Source organism: Deinococcus sp. Arct2-2, assembly GCF_004801315.1.
Classification (GTDB): Bacteria; Deinococcota; Deinococci; order Deinococcales; family Deinococcaceae; genus Deinococcus.
On sequence record NZ_SSNW01000006.1, the window covers coordinates 1 to 15,840 of the forward strand.

Here is a 15,840-nt window from a genome sequence, read left to right on the forward strand (position 1 = left end):
CCGCGAAGGGGGCCGCACCGTCGGTGCCGGCGTCGTCGCCAAGGTTCTGGAGTAAATCATGGTCGCCCCGAAGATTCGTATCAAACTGCGTGGTTTCGACCACAAGGCGCTGGATCAGTCCGCGAGCAAAATCGTGGACACGGTTCGGCGCACCGGGGCGGATGTCAGCGGGCCTGTGCCCCTGCCTACCCGTATCCGCCGCTTTTGCGTGCTGCGCTCGCCCTTCGTAAACAAGGACAGCCGCGAGCACTTTGAAATCCGCACGCACAACCGTCTGGTGGACATCATGAACCCCACCAAAAAGACGATTGACAGCCTGATGACCCTCGACCTGCCCACTGGCGTCGACATCGAGATCAAGACCGTCGGTGGCCGCGCATGACCAAGGGCATTCTCGGTACCAAGATCGGCATGACCCAGATCTGGAAGGGCGACCGCGCCGTTCCCGTGACCGTCGTGCTGGCTGGCCCCTGCCCCGTCGTGCAGCGCAAGACCGCGCAGCGTGACGGCTACGAGGCCGTGCAGATCGGCTTTGCGCCCAAGAGCGAAAAGCGCGTCAACCGCCCCGCCGCAGGTCACTTCAAGAAGGCCGGGGTCAGCCCCGTGCGTTTCTTGCGGGAATTCCGCGACTTCAACCCCGACGGCGACACCATCAACGTGGACATTTTCGCTGAAGGCGAGAAGATCGACGCGACGGGAACGAGCAAGGGCAAAGGCTTTCAGGGCGTCATGAAGCGCTGGAACTTTAAGGGTGGCCCGGCCAGCCACGGTTCCAAGAAGTGGCACCGTCGCCCCGGCTCCATCGGCCAGCGCAAGACGCCGGGCCGTGTGTACAAGGGCAAGAAAATGGCGGGCCACATGGGGATGGAGCGCATCACCGTGCAAAACCTCGAAGTGGTCGAAGTGCGTGCCAGTGAGAACATCATCCTCGTGAAGGGCGCTGTGCCCGGTGCGAACGGTGGACTCGTGGTGCTGCGCCAAGCCGCCAAGGGAGGCAAGTAACGTGGCGCAGATCAACGTGATCGGTCAGAACGGGGGACGCACCATCGACCTCGACCTGCCCGCAGTCAATGTCAATATTTTGCATGATGTGGTGACGTGGCAGCTTGCCAGCCGCCGCCGCGGCACGGCCAGCACCAAAACCCGTGCCCAAGTCAGCGCAACCGGTAAGAAAATGTACGGCCAGAAAGGCACCGGTAACGCCCGTCACGGCGACCGTGGCGTTCCGACCTTCGTAGGCGGCGGTACGGCCTTCGGCCCCAAGCCCCGTAGCTACGAGTACACCCTGCCCCGCAAGGTGCGTCAGTTGGGCCTCGCCATGGCCCTCGCTGACCGTCAGGAAACGGGCAAATTGATGGCTGTCGACGGCTTCAATCTCGACGGCAAAACCAAGAGCTTCGTGTCTTGGGCCGCCCAAAACGGTCTGGACGGAACCGAGCGCGTGTTGCTCGTAACCGACGACATGCAGGCCCGTCAGGGCGCGCGCAACGTGCCTTGGGCCACCGTGATGCCTGTTGCTGGCCTCAACGCTTACGACATCCTGCGCCATGATCGTCTGATCATCGACGCCGTCGCGCTGGAACCTGCCCACGAAGAGATAGAAGAAGAGGTAGCCCAGTGAACCACTACGACATTCTGAAGCAGCCTGTGGTCAGCGAAAAAGCCTACGCGGGCATGGAGCGCGGCGTGTACACCTTCTGGGTGAACCCTGCGTCGACCAAGACCGAGATCAAGGCCGCAGTCCAAAGCGTGTTTGGCGTGAAAGTCGTGGGCATCAGCACCATGAACGTGACCGGCAAGCGCAAGCGTGTGGGCAAGTTTATCGGGCACCGTGCAGACCGCAAGAAGGCCATCGTGCGCCTCGCGGACGGCCAGAAGATCGACGCGCTCGAGAGCCAGATCTAAGGAGACGTTGAATATGGCCGTCAAGAAATACCGTCCCTATACCCCGTCGCGTCGCCAGATGACGACGGCAGACTTCAGCGGACTGACCAAGAAGCGCCCCGAAAAGGCACTCACCGAAGCCCTCCCCAAAACCGGCGGACGCAACAACCGTGGACGCATCACCAGCCGCTTCATCGGCGGCGGCCACAAGCGCCTCTACCGCATCATCGACTTCAAGCGCCGTGACAAGTCGGGCGTCAACGCCAAAGTCGCTTCCATCGAGTACGATCCCAACCGCAGCGCCCGCATTGCCCTGTTGGCCTACGCCGATGGCGAAAAGCGCTACATCCTCGCGCCCGAAGGCTTGGTCGTGGGTATGACGGTCGGTACCGGCCCCGAAGCAGAACCCAAGGTCGGCAACGCGCTGCCCCTGCGTTTCGTGCCTGTGGGTGCTGTTGTACACGCCGTAGAACTCGTTCCCGGTAAGGGCGCTCAGATGGCCCGCAGCGCCGGAACCAGCATTCAGTTGCAGGGTAAGGAAAGCGAGTACGTCATCTTGCGTCTGCCCAGCGGAGAACTCCGCCGCGTGCATACCGAGTGCTACGCCACCATCGGCGCAGTCGGCAACGCCGAGCACAAGAACATCAACCTCGGTAAAGCCGGACGCAGCCGTTGGCTTGGCCGTAAGCCCCACCAACGAGGGAGCGCCATGAACCCGGTGGATCACCCACACGGCGGTGGTGAAGGCCGTACTGGTGCAGGCCGCCAGCCCGTCAGCCCTTGGGGTCAGCTTGCTAAGGGTCTCAAGACCCGCCGGAAGCGCAAGGTCAGCGACCGCTTTATCATCACCCGCCGCGGCGGGAAGTAAGGAGGGTAGAACATGCCCCGTAGCCTGAAGAAAGGGCCGTTCGTGGATGATCACCTCCTGAAAAAGGTGGACGCCCAGAACGACCGCAAGGAAAAACGCGTCATCAAGACGTGGAGCCGCCGCAGCACCATCGTTCCCGAAATGATCGGTCACACCATTGCCGTGCACAACGGCAAGCAGCATGTGCCCGTGTTCGTGAACGAGCAGATGATCGGCCACAAACTCGGTGAATTCTCGCCCACCCGCTCTTACCGGGGTCACGGCGCAGACAAGAACACCAAGGGGAGCAAGAAGAAATGACCGCTCCTAACGCACCTGAACAGACCTTCCGCAACAAGAAAGAGCGCAAGCAGAACGTCAAGCTGCGTACCCCCGGCAAGGCCATCGCCCGTTACGTGCGTATGAGCCCCCGTAAGGTGCGTTTGGTGGTCGACGTGATTCGCGGGAAGAGTGTCCGCGACGCCGAAGACTTGCTGCGCTTTATTCCCCGCGCTGCCAGTGAGCCAGTCGCCAAGGTGCTGAACAGCGCCAAGGCCAACGCCCTGCACAACGACGACATGCTCGAAGAGCGTTTGGTCATCACGGCGGCTTACGTCGACGTCGGCCCGACCCTCAAGCGCCTGATTCCCCGTGCCCGTGGCAGCGCCAACATCCTGAAAAAGCGCACCAGCCACATCACCATCATCGTGGGCGAGCGGGTTGCCACGGTTCGCACTGCTGGGAAACAGAGCACCGGGAAGGGGAACAAGTAATGGGTAACAAGATTAACCCGAACGGCTTTCGCCTCGGTATTACCCGTGGATGGAACAGCCGCTGGTACGCGGGCAAAAAGCAGTACGCCAAATTGCTGAAAGAAGACGAGAAGATTCGTAACCTCGTCAACAAGAAGCTGGCCGCTGCCGGAATCGCCCGCATCGAAATCGAGCGTGCCGGTCAGCAGGTCAACGTGATCATCAGCGCTGCCAAACCCGGCATCGTGATCGGCAAGGGCGGGGACTCCATCAAGGGTCTGCGCGGCGACATCGAGAAGATGGTGTCTGCCGGAACCGTGGCCGTCAACGTCGCGGAAATCCCCAACCCCAACATCAGTGCGCCCCTCGTGGCCCTGCGAATCGCCGAGCAGATCGAGCGCCGCTTTGCCTTCCGCCGCGCCATGAAGCAGGCCGCACAGCGCGTGATGGAATCGGGCGCACGTGGCGTCAAGATCATCCTGTCCGGTCGTTTGGGTGGAGCCGAGCAAGCCCGCACCGAAAAAGTGCTGGAAGGCCGCGTGCCCCTGCACACCCTGCGTGCCGACATCGACTACGGCACCGCGCTGGCCCGCACCACCTACGGCATCTTGGGCATCAAAGTCCTCGTGTTCAACGGTGAAGTCATCGGTGGCCGCACCGAGACGCTGGCCCGTCCCCCCCGCCGTGATGATCGCCGTCCTGAAGGCGGAGACCGTCCCCGCACGAACCGCCGCCGTCCGACCGCGCGGCGCGGAGGTGAGTGATGCTTCTTCCTAAGCGCACCAAATACCGCAAGCAGCACCGCGGCCGGATGACCGGTGACGCCAAGGGCGGCGACTACGTTGCCTTCGGCGACTTCGGCCTGATCGCTCTTGAAGCCGCTTGGGTTCGGTCTAACCAGATCGAAGCCTGCCGCATCGTGATGAGCCGTCACTTCCGCCGTGGGGGCAAGATTTACATTCGTATTTTCCCCGACAAGCCCGTAACCAAGAAGCCCGCCGAAACCCGAATGGGTAAAGGTAAGGGTGCCGTGGAGTTCTGGGTCAGCGTCGTGAAGCCGGGCCGCGTCATGTTCGAAGTGTCGGGCGTGACTGAAGAGCAGGCCAAGGAAGCCTTCCGTTTGGCCGGACACAAGCTGCCCATCCAGACCAAGATGGTCAAGCGCGAGGTTTACGATGAAGCCCAGTGACATGCGTAGTTTGCAGGCCGCCGATTTCAAGAAAGAAATCGACGCTCGCAAGAAAGAATTGATGGAGCTGCGCTTTCAGGCGGCCATGGGCACTTTGGCCCAGCCCCACCGCGTTACGCAACTCCGCCGCGAAGTCGCCCAGCTGAATACCATCCGTGGTCAGCTGAGCGCCGCTGGAGAGCAGAAATGAAAAAGACCTTTACGGGCGTCGTGGTGAGCGACAAGGCCGACAAGACCGTGAGCGTCAAGGTCGAGCGCCGGTTTGCTCACCCCCTGTACGGCAAGATCGTGACCCGCAGCCATAAATACGCTGCCCACGACGAAGCCAACGAATACAAGACCGGTGACCGCGTCGAGATTATCGCCGTGCGTCCTATCTCCAAGACCAAAACTTGGAAGGTCACCAAACTGATCGAGCGTCCCCGTGGCATCGAAACCACTGCGGTTGAAACCGAAGGCGGCCAAGCATGATCATGCCTCAATCCCGCCTTGACGTGGCAGACAACAGCGGCGCACGCGAAATCATGTGCATCCGTGTGCTGAACAGCGGTATCGGCGGCAAAGGTCTGACGACGGGCGGCGGCGGTAACAAACGCTACGCCGGAGTCGGAGACATCATCGTGGCCTCCGTCAAAGACGCCGCGCCCCGTGGTGCTGTGAAGGCCGGTGACGTGGTGAAAGCCGTCGTCGTGCGGACTAGCCACGCCATCAAGCGTGCCGACGGCAGCACCATTCGTTTCGACAAGAATGCCGCCGTCATCATCAACAACCAAGGCGAGCCTCGTGGCACCCGCGTCTTCGGGCCAGTGGCCCGCGAGCTGCGTGACCGCCGCTTCATGAAAATCGTCTCCTTGGCTCCGGAGGTCTTGTAATGCCTCTTCCTAGCGCAGGCTCTCACCACAACGACAAGCTGCACGTCAAAAAGGGTGACACTGTCATCGTTTTGCGCGGCAAGGACAAGGGCCAGACCGGTAAGGTTCTGTTGGCCCTGCCCCGTGACGCTAGAGTCGTCGTGGAAGGCATCAACATGGTCACCAAGCACGTGAAACCCAGCGCCAGCAGCCCTCAGGGCGGCATCGAGAAGCGCGAAGGTGCAGTTCACGCCAGCAAAGTGGCCCTCGTTGACCCCGAAACCGGCAAGGCCACCCGCATCCGTAAGCAGATCGTGGACGGCAAGAAAGTCCGCGTCGCTGTGGGTAGCGGCAAAGTCATCGACTGAATCTCAGGGTCACGCGCCTAATGCGTGACCTGGGCGGCTGTTGCGTAAGTGAGTAACAGTATCGCCCGAACCCCGTGAGGCATCATGCAGACCCTGAAAGTCAAGTACACCGAGCAAGTCCGGCCCGCGCTGGTGCAGCAATTTGGATATTCGTCCATCATGGCTGCCCCCCGTATCGAAAAAATCGTGATCAACGAGGGTCTCGGCGCTTCTAAGGAAGACAGCAAGGCCATCGACAAAGCTGCCAAGGAATTGGCACTGATCGCCCTTCAGAAACCCGTGATTACCAAGGCCAAGAAGAGCATCTCCAACTTCAAACTTCGTCAGGGCATGCCCGTCGGAGTCAAGGTCACGCTGCGCGGCGAGCGTATGTACGTGTTCCTTGAGAAGCTGATCAACATCGGCCTGCCCCGCATCCGTGATTTCCGTGGAATCAACCCCAACGCGTTCGACGGACGTGGCAACTACAACCTCGGCATCAAAGAACAGCTGATCTTTCCGGAGATCACCTATGATATGGTGGACAAGGTGCGCGGTATGGACATTACCATCGTAACCACCGCGAAGACCGACGAAGAAGCCCGCGCCTTACTTCAGGCGATGGGTCTCCCGTTCCGGAAATAAGTCTCCGGTAAATAAGGAAGCATATGGCGAACACCTCTAAAGTTGTGAAGGCAGAGCGCGGCATGAAATTTGCCGTGCAAAACTACAACCGCTGCTCCCGCTGTGGCCGCGCCCGCAGCTACTACCGGTTTTTCGGCCTGTGCCGTATTTGCATCCGCGAATTGGCACACAAGGGCGAATTGCCCGGCGTGAAAAAGAGCAGCTGGTAAGACTTCGCACCCTTTGGCACAGGCTTAGGCCCCGCCAGAATGCGAACCTTGTAGCCCCCACCCGGATACGAACCGCCCGCCCCGAGAGTTGAGAGACCTGACAGGGCATTTGGGCGGTGATCGTCTGGGACTGGGATATGACCCAACAGAAGAAATGGTAAAGGCACCCGCTTGGAGGCCGAACCTAATTTTCAAGGGAAGACTCGGCCCGCCATCAGACAGGTGACGGGCCACCCGCCGGGGCCTCTGTGCCCGCATACGCCCCCGGAGGAAAAACATGCTGAGTGATCCTATCGCCGACATGCTCACGCGCATTCGCAACGCGACGCGCACGTTCAAAGAGACCGTGGACATCCCGGCCTCTAAGTTCAAAGAAGAGCTTGCCAAGTTGCTCGTGAAAGAAGGCTACGTTGCTTCCGTCGAGCGCACCCGTCCCGAAGGCCAGAAATTTGATGTCCTGCGCGTGACCCTGAAATACGGCCACAAGCGTGAACAGGTCATCAAGCACATCGAGCGCATCAGCCGTCCTGGACGCCGCGCTTACGTGAGCGCCGACAGCCTGCCCCGCATCCAGCGCGGCCTTGGTGTGGCCATCGTGTCCACCAGCAAAGGTCTGCTGCCTGACCGCGAAGCCCGCAAACAGGGCATCGGCGGCGAAGTTATCTGTGTGCTCTGGTAAACGCTCCGGCGTCTGCCAATTCACCTGTTCCATCGCTGTTCGGCTTTTACCTCACCCCCTGACCACGGAGCCACACCGCAAGCCCCGGCTCTGCATTTAAGGAGACAAGATGTCCCGTATCGGTAAACAACCCATCGCCGTACCTACCGGCGTGACCGCGAGCACCGCCAATGGCGTGTTCAAGGTCAAAGGGCCAAGAGGCGAACTGACCGTTCCCTTCAATCAAGACCTCACCATCAAGCACGAAGACGGCACCTTGCTCGTCGAGCGTCCCAGCGACGCCCAGCGGCACCGCGCCCTCCACGGTCTGACCCGTACCTTGGTCGCCAACGCTGTCAAAGGCGTGAGCGACGGCTTTACCATCAACCTCGAGCTGCGTGGCGTGGGCTACCGTGCCAAGCTGAACGGCAAAGTGCTGGAACTGGCCATCGGCTACAGCCACCCCGTCATCATCGATCCTCCTGCTGGCGTCACATTTGCGGTGCCTGAACCCACCAAGATCGACGTGAGCGGTATCGACAAGCAACTGGTCGGCCAAGTGGCCGCCAATGTCCGCAAAGTTCGCAAGCCCGACGCCTATCACGGCAAGGGTGTGCGTTTCGTTGGCGAGCAAATTGCCCTGAAGGCCGGTAAAGCCGGTGCGACGGGCGGGAAAGGGAAGAAATAATGGCAGCCCAGACCACCATCCGCCGCAAGCTTCGCGCCCGCCGCAAGGTACGCGTCGCTGCTGGCGAGCGCCCACGCCTCAGCGTGTTCCGCTCCAGCAAGCACATTTACGCCCAAATCATCGACGATGCGAGTGGCACCACGTTGGCTTCGGCCAGCAGCAGCGTCCTCAAGACCGGCACCAAAACCGACACCGCCGCCGCAGTGGGCAAGGCCTTGGCCGAAGCCGCTACCGCGAAAGGTGTCAAGCAGGTTGTGTTCGACCGTGGTCAGTACCGTTACCACGGACGCGTGAAAGCGCTCGCAGACGCGGCGCGGGAGGGTGGCCTTGACTTTTAATCGTCGCAATGACCGCGAACGCGAAACCAGCGAATTCGAAGAGAAGATGCTGTTCGTGAACCGCACGTCCAAAACCTATCAGGGTGGACGCCGCTTCCGCTTCGCCGCACTCGTGATCCTCGGTGACCGCAATGGCCGCGTGGGTATGGGCATCGGCAAAGCCAAAGAAGTGCCTGTGGCCATCGAGAAAGCCAAAGCGATTGCCCGCAAGAACATGATCACCGTGCCTGTCGAAAACGGAACCATTCCGCACGATATCGTCGGTGTGAACTCCACCAGCCGCGTGCTGCTGAAACCCGCAGGCCCCGGTACGGGCGTCATCGCGGGCACCGTGCCCCGTTCGATTGCCGAACTCGCCGGAATCACCAACATGCTCTCGAAGGAACTCGGAAGCCGGAACCGAATCAACGTGGCGTATGCCGTGTTCGACGGCTTCAAGAACCTGCGTACTGCCAAGCAAGTCCGTGCCTTGCGCGGCGATCCTGCCGCAGCCGCGCAACCCGCCGGAGGTGCTCAATAATGGCATCCATCAAGATCACTCTGAAGAGCAGCGTGATTGGCCGCCGCGCCAGTCAGGTTGCCACCGTGAAGGCGTTGGGTCTCCGTAAAATCGGCGACACCCGTGTCCTCAACGACTCGCCCGCTATTCGCGGCATGGTCAAGACCGTGCAGCACATGCTGGAGGTAGAAGGGTGAAGCTCCATGAACTGAAGCCCTCAGAGGGCAGCCGCAAGAACCGCAAACGTGTTGGACGCGGCCCCGGCGGCACCGACAAGACCGCCGGACGCGGTCACAAGGGTCAGAAGTCGCGCAGCGGGGCGGGCAAAGGTTCCTTCTTCGAAGGTGGCCGCAGCACCCTGATCAGCCGTCTGCCCAAGCGCGGATTCAACAACGTGGGCACCACCTACGAAATCGTGAAGCTCTCGCACCTCGAGGAAACAGGCATGGACGTGCTTGACCGCGAGGCGCTGGAACTGACCGGTTTGGTGCGCCGCAAGAACTGGCCCGTGAAGCTCTTGGCCAGTGGCGAACTGACCCGCGCTGTCACCGTGCATGTAGACGCAGCCAGCGCCGCTGCCATCAAGGCTGTGGAAGCGGCAGGCGGCAAGGTCATCTTGCCCGAAGCCAAGGGCAGCGACAGTCAAGTCAGCGATAGTCAAAACGACGAGAAGGCGGGCTAAATGCTCCGCGCCTTCCGCGACGCGTTCCGGATTCCGGACCTTCGGCGGAAGATTGTCTTCACCCTGCTGCTGCTGGCGGTCTACCGCTTGGGAAGCACTATTCCCACTCCCGGCGTCAATACCGCAGCACTCGAATCGGCCACCTCAGGTGGCCTTTTCGGGTTAATCAGCCTGATTTCGGGCGGCAATCTTTCGCAGTTCTCGATTTTCGCTCTGGGCGTGCTGCCGTATATCACGGCCAGCATCGTCATCCAACTGCTGACCACCACTGTTCCGGCCCTCGAAAAACTGAGTAAAGAGGGCGAGGAAGGGCGCAAGAAGATCAACCAGTTCACGCGCTACGCCGCTGTCGGTCTCGGCACAGCGCAGGCCTTGTTCTTTTCGCTGTTCATTACCAGCAACCCGGCGTATGTGGCGGTGGGCTGGGATCCCGGCATCTTCACCACCATCGTCATGGTACTGACGCAGGTGGCAGGCATCGCGTTCACCATGTGGATCGGTGAGCGCATCACCGAAGTCGGCGTCGGCAACGGCATCAGCTTGATCATCACGTCGGGCATCATTGCCAACTATCCACGTGAAATTGCTGCTACCGGACAACTGCTGAACACCGAGCAGACCAGCGTGATCAGAATTTTAGTGTTTATCGCTGTCATTCTGGTCACCATCGCGGGCATCGTGTACGTGTATCAGGGCGAGCGGCGCGTTCCCGTGACCTATGCCCGTGCGCGGGGCGGCGCACCCACCGGAGCCGTGCGGAACATGGGCGGACAGGCCACTTGGTTGCCTATCAAGGTCAATCAGGCAGGCGTGATTCCTGTCATTTTCGCCAGTGCCATGCTGATCATTCCCAACCTGATCGCCACGGCCACCGCCACCCGTGCGCCCGGCGTCAATGCTTGGATTCAGTCCAATCTGGTGTTCGGGCAGCCGTTCTATCTGGCCCTAGAGGCCTTGCTGATCTTCGGATTTACCTACCTCTACAACAGCGTGCAGTTTGACCCCAAACGCATCAGCGAGCAGCTACGTGAGGCGGGCGGATTCATTCCGGGGGTGCGTCCCGGCACGCCCACCGCCGAATACTTGGGCGGCATCAGTGGCCGCCTGAGCTTGTGGGGCGCGTTCTTCTTGGTCGTCCTGACCATTTTGCCCCAGATCGTGCAGCGGGCCACCGGCATCACCACCTTCCAATTTTCGGGCACCGGCCTGCTGATTATTGTGGGTGTGGCCCTCGAAACCCTCAAGCAACTGGAAGCCCAACTGACGGTTCGCCGATACGATGGGTTTATTACCAAGGGCCGGATTCGCGGCAGACTCAATAACTGACCCAAGGTTTTGAACGACCGCTCGCCCCTGTCTGGGTGGGCGGTTTTGCTTTGCCCTCCGCCTCCGTTCGTTACCTATAGGGGAACACTTCTGGGCAGGCCCGCTCCATAGGTGCCCCGTTCACCTTATGCTGTACACCCAAAGAAGGGGGACTACGTTGACCACATCCAAAAATAAAGTCGTGATTTTTCTCGGCCCGCCCGGTGCAGGCAAGGGCACGCAGGCCGAGCGCCTCGGCCACGAGCAACACTTGGTCAAAATTAGTACTGGGGACATTTTGCGTGACCACGTAGAGCGCGGCACTGACTTGGGGCAGCAGGCTGGGCCACTGATGAAGGCCGGAAAACTAGTGCCCGATGATCTGCTGATGGCCTTAATTCGGGATCGCCTCGCCAGCATGGACAGCGTGCGGGTCATTTTCGACGGCTTTCCACGCACCACCGCACAGGCGCAGGAACTCGACATACTGTTGGAAGAACTCGGCGCACCTATCAGTGCTGTGCCCCTGCTGGAAGTCCCCGACGATCTGCTGATTTCCCGAATCGTAGAGCGGGGCAAAACCAGTGGCCGCGATGACGATACCGAAGCGGTGGCCCGCGAGCGTCAGAACGTGTACCGCGAGCAGACCCGCCCCCTGATCGACTATTACGCGGCGCGGGGCCACCTGAAAACGGTGGACGGCGTAGGCACGATGGACGAGGTCTACAGCCGGATTCTGGCTACGCTGCACTGAGCTTGAAACCATTAAATCGCGTATGAGGCGGGCGGGGGAGAAGGATCTTCCTCGCCCGCTGACTGTTGAATGCCGCATACTTTTAATGACATGGCAGTCGAATAGGCAAGCGCTGGAAGAAGTGATGCACAGGACTTAAACTAAGCTTTATGTTCCTCTTAGGGTTGCTTGTGTTTGCTGGTCAGCCATTGACGGATTCGCAAACGTGGCGTAGGCGCGGGGTGGCAGCATGACTGCTCCTCTGCTGACGGCTACCGTGCAGGGCGATTGGTTTGCGCGTGCCCGCGAGTTGGCGCTACTGCTGACCAGTTGGCCCAGCGTAACCGGACAACCCGGAGAAACGGCCTTTGCGGGCCTGCTGGAAGCTGAACTGAGGCGTTGGCCCATCTTTGCCGCCCACCCGGAGAATGTCTGGCTGGGCCGCGCCCGTTCCGGCCACAACGCTTGGAACGTGTATGCGCTCGTTGAAGGTCAGGGCACGCAAACCGTGTTGTTGGCAGGCCATTACGATACGGTCAGCACCGATGACTACGGCGCGTGGCAACCCCTAGCCGGGGAAACCGAGGCGTTGCTGGAAACCATGTACCACACCCTAGAAACGCAGTCAGTCAGCCGGGGCTTAGAGGCGCAGGAGCAGCTGGCCCTCGCGGATTTGCAGTCCGGTGAATTCCTGCCCGGACGCGGCCTGCTGGACATGAAAGGCGGTTTGGCGGCGGGGCTGGCGGTGCTGGAACAGTACAGCCAACTGCCGCCCGAGCAGCGGCCCGGTAACTTGCTGTTCGTGGCGACTCCTGACGAAGAAGGCCGCTCTAGCGGAGCGCGGGCAGTGGCCCATGACCTGCCCGACATTGCCGCCCGCCGCAATCTGAAACTGGTGGCAGGTCTGAATTTGGACGCCACCGCCGATGTGGGAGACGGCTCGGAGGGGCGGGCAGCGTATCTCGGCACCGTAGGCAAAGTGTTGCTGTCGGCGCTGGTGGTGGGCTGCCCCACGCACGCTGCCTACCCCTTCGACGGCGTGAGTGCCAGCCTGATGACCGCTGAATTGCTGCGCCGCATAGAAGCCAATCCAGAGTTGGCAGACCGCTCGGAGTTGGGCGAAGCCGCCGCTCCCGCCTGCTTAGAGTTGCGCGACAGCCGCACCCAATACGACGTGACCACGCCCACTTGGGTCTGGTGCGCCTTCAATGTGCTGACTGTGCAGCGCCAACCCAGCGAAGTCTTGGCCCTGTTCCGCAGCCTTGCCGAAGAAGTGGCGGCTTCGGCGCAGGCCGAATTTGCACGGCGGGCAGCGGGAGCAGGCAGCCTCAACGCCCCGCGCCTGATGGTGCAGCATCCCAAAGTGCTGACTTACGGCGAATTGCGTGCCCTCGCTGACGCCCGTGTGGGAGCCGAAGCTGTGCAGGTGCGGATCGAATCCACCCTCTCTGGCCCTGACCCCCTGCGGGCCAGCCGTGAAATTACGGTGGCCCTGATGGGTTTGGCCGGACTGGACGGCCCCGCCATCATCCTCGGCTTTGGGGCGCTGCATTACCCACACACGCACTTGGGTGATCATGCCGCCGACGCGGTACTCAAGGCGGCCATCGCACGCCATGCACAGGATTTGGCGCTACAAACGGGCCTGAGCCTCCGCGTGCGCGGCCACTTTGCCGGAATCTCGGATATGAGCTTTCTGGGGCAGGCGGCCAACTTGCCCGAACAGGACTGCTTGCGGGCACAGACGCCGCACCCCGCCCACGTCGATCCCGTTCCCGCCGACGCCCTAGAGTTTCCCATCGTCAATATCGGCCCTTGGGGACGCGACTATCACCAACGCCTAGAGCGGATTCATGCCCCCTACAGTTTCCAAACGGTGCCTGAACTGCTGTGGCGCGTTATGCAAGAAGTGTGGCAAGCGGGCTAAAAGACCTTCTTTTAACCAAAGGTGTGCTGCTGTCCATTGGGCTTGGACAACTGCACGCCTCTCCTCTTTAATCTTTCTTCACTCTTGCCCCTTGCGCCCACCTGTGATACCTTTACGTTTGGCTTGCATCAAGCCTGGAGGTTGCGTGGCAAGACGAAAAATGCCGGAACAGCGGGAAAAGCGTAAGAAGGAAGAGTCCGATACCGTTCGGGCTGAAGGCGTCGTGGAGGAGGCTTTGCCGAACACCACGTTCCGCGTGAAGCTGGACACTGGACATGACCTGCTGGCGTACATCAGCGGCAAAATGCGAATTCACTACATCCGTATTTTGCCCGGAGACCGTGTGGTTCTGGAAATCAGCCCCTACGACACCAGCCGTGGGCGCATCGTCTACCGCAAATAATGTCCCAGAAGCTTCGGCTGAGGGCGGGATTTGGGGAGGCGCAGTTGTGGTTTGGGTCAGGGCCGTCACTGGAGGCCCAAGCCGAGAACGGCGCACACGTAGGTTCAGGGGTTTGTTGCCCAAATAGATTCTCCCGTTTTGCCAGCGTGCAGGGCCGGGGGGTCGAGCGCAGCTAAGCAGCTACCAAGATGGGTGGCGGTTCGGCGGCGCGAGGAGGAAGCATGAAAGTTCGCAGCAGTGTCAAGAAAATGTGCGACAACTGCAAAGTGATCCGCCGCCATGGGCGCGTGTTGGTCATTTGCAGCAACGTCAAGCACAAGCAGAGGCAAGGCTAATGGCCCGTATTGCAGGCGTCGACCTTCCCCGCGAAAAGCGGATCGAAATCGGTCTGACCTACATCTACGGCATCGGCCTGACCCGTGCTAAGGAAGTGTTGGCGCGTACCGGCATCAGCCCCGATACCCGCGTCAAGAACCTGACCGAAGCCGAGCAGTCCACCCTGCGTGAAGCCGTCGAGAAGACCTACAAGGTCGAAGGCGATCTCCGCAGTGAAGTCGGCCAGAACATCAAGCGCTTGATGGACATCGGCGCTTACCGTGGTCTGCGTCACCGCCGTGGGTTGCCCGTGCGCGGCCAGCGTACCAAGACGAATGCTCGTACCCGTAAAGGGCCGCGCAAGACCGTCGCCGGTAAGAAGAAAGCGGCGAGGAAGTAATAAGCCATGGCAAAATCAACCAAAGGCAAGACCCCCCGCCGCGCTCGCCGCAACATCAGCGCAGGCCGCGCTTATGTTCACGCGAGCTACAACAACACCATCGTTACCATCACCGACCTTGAGGGCAACAGCGTTGCTTGGTCGAGTGGCGGCACGATTGGTTACAAGGGCAGCAAGAAGGGCACGCCCTACGCTGCTCAGCTTGCCGCCGCCGACGCCGTGAAGAAGGCCCAACAGACCTTCGGCATGAACATCGTCGACGTGATCGTGCGTGGCAGCGGCTCTGGCCGTGAACAGGCCATCCGCGCTATTCAGGCCAGCGGCATTGAAGTGAAGTCCATCATGGACGACACCCCCGTGCCTCACAACGGCTGCCGCCCCAAGAAAAAGCACCGCGCTTAAAGCACACGCGCGCGCCCACCTGCCCCGTTTCCACCTCGGTTTTTTACCGGGAAAGCCGCACCACCGGCAAGGAAACGGGCACCAGAGGGCCGCAGACCCGGTCAGTTTTAAGAGGCTAGACCGCTAAGGAGTTCGTAACATGGGTCGTTTCCGTGGTTCCATTACCAAGCAGAGCCGCCGCGAAGGCATCAACCTCGCGGAGACTGAAAAAGTTCAGAAGTATCTGGACAAGCGTCCTTACGGCCCCGGCCAGCACGGTCAGCGCCGCAAGGGTCGCCCCAGCGACTATTCCATCCGCCTGCGCGAAAAGCAGAAGCTAGCGCGTCTGTACGGCATGGGCGAGAAGCAGTTCCGCAACCTCTTTGAGGAAGCGGCCAACGTGCCCGGCGTGACCGGTACGGTGTTCCTGCAATTGCTGGAGCGCCGCCTCGACAACGTCGTCTTCCGCATGGGCTTCGCCAGCACCCGCCGTCAGGCCCGTCAATTTGTGGGTCACGGTCACATTTTCGTGAACGGCAAGAAGGTCGACATCGCCTCTTACCGCGTCAAAATCGGTGATGAAATCACCATCGGTGAGAAGAGCCGCCAGATCGGCTTCATTCAGGAAAACATGGAAGCGCAAAAGCGCCGCCGCGTCAGCCCCTGGGTCGAACTGAATCCTGAAACGTTCACTGGCACGTTCTCCCGGTTGCCCGCACGAGAAGACCTCGCGCTGCCAATCAACGAGAACCTCATCATCGAGTACTACTCGCGTTAACACGGAGGC

At 60.8% G+C, this 15,840-nt stretch carries 29 protein-coding genes; all 29 read left to right on the forward strand.

Going from position 1 to position 15,840, the window contains the following annotated elements:
- Window positions 1-58 precede the first annotated feature (58 nt).
- The 29 genes from rpsJ (at window position 59) to rpsD (ending at window position 15,831) form a co-directional block, all read left to right on the forward strand.
- Entirely contained in the window at window positions 59-382 is a 324-nt protein-coding gene (rpsJ, locus tag E7T06_RS04150; protein WP_014685998.1) for a 30S ribosomal protein S10, read from the forward strand.
- Window positions 379-1,002 (forward strand): 50S ribosomal protein L3, encoded by a 624-nt coding sequence (gene rplC, locus E7T06_RS04155; protein WP_019012098.1) that lies wholly within the window; start codon window positions 379-381, stop codon window positions 1,000-1,002. The genes rpsJ and rplC overlap by 4 nt, the downstream gene beginning before the upstream one ends.
- 1 nt (window position 1,003) lies before the next feature.
- Entirely contained in the window at window positions 1,004-1,621 is a 618-nt protein-coding gene (gene rplD / locus E7T06_RS04160; RefSeq protein ID WP_136364593.1) for a 50S ribosomal protein L4, read from the forward strand.
- Window positions 1,618-1,905, forward strand: coding sequence for a 50S ribosomal protein L23 (locus E7T06_RS04165; RefSeq protein WP_136364594.1), 288 nt, complete (start codon window positions 1,618-1,620; stop codon window positions 1,903-1,905). Before rplD ends, E7T06_RS04165 begins: the two co-directional genes overlap by 4 nt.
- A gap of 13 nt (window positions 1,906-1,918) precedes the next feature.
- Window positions 1,919-2,752 carry a 50S ribosomal protein L2 gene (rplB, locus tag E7T06_RS04170; RefSeq protein ID WP_064015349.1) on the forward strand — a complete coding sequence of 278 codons (834 nt, stop codon included), beginning with the start codon at window positions 1,919-1,921 and terminating at the stop codon, window positions 2,750-2,752.
- Between the two features lie 12 nt (window positions 2,753-2,764).
- Window positions 2,765-3,052 (forward strand): 30S ribosomal protein S19, encoded by a 288-nt coding sequence (gene rpsS / locus E7T06_RS04175; protein ID WP_019012094.1) that lies wholly within the window; start codon window positions 2,765-2,767, stop codon window positions 3,050-3,052.
- Window positions 3,049-3,504: a 50S ribosomal protein L22 gene (gene rplV, locus E7T06_RS04180; protein WP_136364595.1), complete on the forward strand. Its 456-nt coding sequence runs from the start codon at window positions 3,049-3,051 to the stop codon at window positions 3,502-3,504. Before rpsS ends, rplV begins: the two co-directional genes overlap by 4 nt.
- Window positions 3,504-4,247, forward strand: coding sequence for a 30S ribosomal protein S3 (rpsC, locus tag E7T06_RS04185; protein ID WP_136364596.1), 744 nt, complete (start codon window positions 3,504-3,506; stop codon window positions 4,245-4,247). The genes rplV and rpsC overlap by 1 nt, the downstream gene beginning before the upstream one ends.
- The gene (rplP, locus tag E7T06_RS04190) at window positions 4,247-4,672 is read left to right on the forward strand and encodes a 50S ribosomal protein L16 (protein WP_064015347.1); all 426 of its coding nucleotides are present in this window, start codon (window positions 4,247-4,249) and stop codon (window positions 4,670-4,672) included. Before rpsC ends, rplP begins: the two co-directional genes overlap by 1 nt.
- Window positions 4,659-4,862, forward strand: coding sequence for a 50S ribosomal protein L29 (gene rpmC, locus E7T06_RS04195; RefSeq protein ID WP_064015346.1), 204 nt, complete (start codon window positions 4,659-4,661; stop codon window positions 4,860-4,862). The genes rplP and rpmC overlap by 14 nt, the downstream gene beginning before the upstream one ends.
- On the forward strand, window positions 4,859-5,143 hold the full coding sequence (gene rpsQ, locus E7T06_RS04200; RefSeq protein WP_064015345.1) for a 30S ribosomal protein S17: 285 nt from the start codon (window positions 4,859-4,861) through the stop codon (window positions 5,141-5,143). Before rpmC ends, rpsQ begins: the two co-directional genes overlap by 4 nt.
- On the forward strand, window positions 5,140-5,544 hold the full coding sequence (rplN, locus tag E7T06_RS04205) for a 50S ribosomal protein L14 (RefSeq protein WP_064015344.1): 405 nt from the start codon (window positions 5,140-5,142) through the stop codon (window positions 5,542-5,544). Before rpsQ ends, rplN begins: the two co-directional genes overlap by 4 nt.
- On the forward strand, window positions 5,544-5,891 hold the full coding sequence (gene rplX / locus E7T06_RS04210; RefSeq protein WP_136364597.1) for a 50S ribosomal protein L24: 348 nt from the start codon (window positions 5,544-5,546) through the stop codon (window positions 5,889-5,891). Before rplN ends, rplX begins: the two co-directional genes overlap by 1 nt.
- Before the next feature lie 84 nt (window positions 5,892-5,975).
- Window positions 5,976-6,515 carry a 50S ribosomal protein L5 gene (rplE, locus tag E7T06_RS04215; RefSeq protein ID WP_136364598.1) on the forward strand — a complete coding sequence of 180 codons (540 nt, stop codon included), beginning with the start codon at window positions 5,976-5,978 and terminating at the stop codon, window positions 6,513-6,515.
- Window positions 6,516-6,538: 23 nt separating this feature from the next.
- Window positions 6,539-6,724 (forward strand): type Z 30S ribosomal protein S14, encoded by a 186-nt coding sequence (locus E7T06_RS04220; protein ID WP_019012086.1) that lies wholly within the window; start codon window positions 6,539-6,541, stop codon window positions 6,722-6,724.
- Window positions 6,725-7,001: 277 nt separating this feature from the next.
- Window positions 7,002-7,403: a 30S ribosomal protein S8 gene (gene rpsH, locus E7T06_RS04225; protein ID WP_019012085.1), complete on the forward strand. Its 402-nt coding sequence runs from the start codon at window positions 7,002-7,004 to the stop codon at window positions 7,401-7,403.
- Window positions 7,404-7,512: 109 nt separating this feature from the next.
- A complete protein-coding gene (gene rplF, locus E7T06_RS04230; RefSeq protein WP_136364599.1) occupies window positions 7,513-8,070 on the forward strand; it encodes a 50S ribosomal protein L6 in 558 nt (185 codons plus the stop codon).
- Entirely contained in the window at window positions 8,070-8,408 is a 339-nt protein-coding gene (gene rplR / locus E7T06_RS04235) for a 50S ribosomal protein L18 (protein ID WP_136364600.1), read from the forward strand. The genes rplF and rplR overlap by 1 nt, the downstream gene beginning before the upstream one ends.
- Window positions 8,398-8,928, forward strand: coding sequence for a 30S ribosomal protein S5 (rpsE, locus tag E7T06_RS04240; protein WP_168733365.1), 531 nt, complete (start codon window positions 8,398-8,400; stop codon window positions 8,926-8,928). Before rplR ends, rpsE begins: the two co-directional genes overlap by 11 nt.
- Window positions 8,929-8,936: 8 nt before the next feature.
- Window positions 8,937-9,104: a 50S ribosomal protein L30 gene (rpmD, locus tag E7T06_RS04245; RefSeq protein ID WP_026299134.1), complete on the forward strand. Its 168-nt coding sequence runs from the start codon at window positions 8,937-8,939 to the stop codon at window positions 9,102-9,104.
- The gene (gene rplO / locus E7T06_RS04250; protein ID WP_064015340.1) at window positions 9,101-9,589 is read left to right on the forward strand and encodes a 50S ribosomal protein L15; all 489 of its coding nucleotides are present in this window, start codon (window positions 9,101-9,103) and stop codon (window positions 9,587-9,589) included. Before rpmD ends, rplO begins: the two co-directional genes overlap by 4 nt.
- Window positions 9,590-10,915 carry a preprotein translocase subunit SecY gene (secY, locus tag E7T06_RS04255; protein ID WP_136364602.1) on the forward strand — a complete coding sequence of 442 codons (1,326 nt, stop codon included), beginning with the start codon at window positions 9,590-9,592 and terminating at the stop codon, window positions 10,913-10,915.
- A 157-nt stretch (window positions 10,916-11,072) separates the two neighbouring features.
- Window positions 11,073-11,648, forward strand: a complete 576-nt coding sequence (locus tag E7T06_RS04260; RefSeq protein ID WP_136364603.1) for an adenylate kinase — start codon at window positions 11,073-11,075, stop codon at window positions 11,646-11,648.
- A 229-nt stretch (window positions 11,649-11,877) separates the two neighbouring features.
- On the forward strand, window positions 11,878-13,554 hold the full coding sequence (locus E7T06_RS04265) for a M20/M25/M40 family metallo-hydrolase (protein ID WP_136364604.1): 1,677 nt from the start codon (window positions 11,878-11,880) through the stop codon (window positions 13,552-13,554).
- Between the two features lie 160 nt (window positions 13,555-13,714).
- The gene (gene infA / locus E7T06_RS04270) at window positions 13,715-13,957 is read left to right on the forward strand and encodes a translation initiation factor IF-1 (protein WP_019012076.1); all 243 of its coding nucleotides are present in this window, start codon (window positions 13,715-13,717) and stop codon (window positions 13,955-13,957) included.
- Between the two features lie 221 nt (window positions 13,958-14,178).
- Window positions 14,179-14,292: a 50S ribosomal protein L36 gene (rpmJ, locus tag E7T06_RS04275; protein ID WP_012693977.1), complete on the forward strand. Its 114-nt coding sequence runs from the start codon at window positions 14,179-14,181 to the stop codon at window positions 14,290-14,292.
- Window positions 14,292-14,672, forward strand: a complete 381-nt coding sequence (gene rpsM, locus E7T06_RS04280) for a 30S ribosomal protein S13 (RefSeq protein WP_019012074.1) — start codon at window positions 14,292-14,294, stop codon at window positions 14,670-14,672. The genes rpmJ and rpsM overlap by 1 nt, the downstream gene beginning before the upstream one ends.
- A 6-nt stretch (window positions 14,673-14,678) precedes the next feature.
- Window positions 14,679-15,074 (forward strand): 30S ribosomal protein S11, encoded by a 396-nt coding sequence (gene rpsK, locus E7T06_RS04285; protein ID WP_019012073.1) that lies wholly within the window; start codon window positions 14,679-14,681, stop codon window positions 15,072-15,074.
- Between the two features lie 139 nt (window positions 15,075-15,213).
- Window positions 15,214-15,831: a 30S ribosomal protein S4 gene (gene rpsD / locus E7T06_RS04290; protein WP_136364605.1), complete on the forward strand. Its 618-nt coding sequence runs from the start codon at window positions 15,214-15,216 to the stop codon at window positions 15,829-15,831.
- Window positions 15,832-15,840 lie beyond the last annotated feature (9 nt).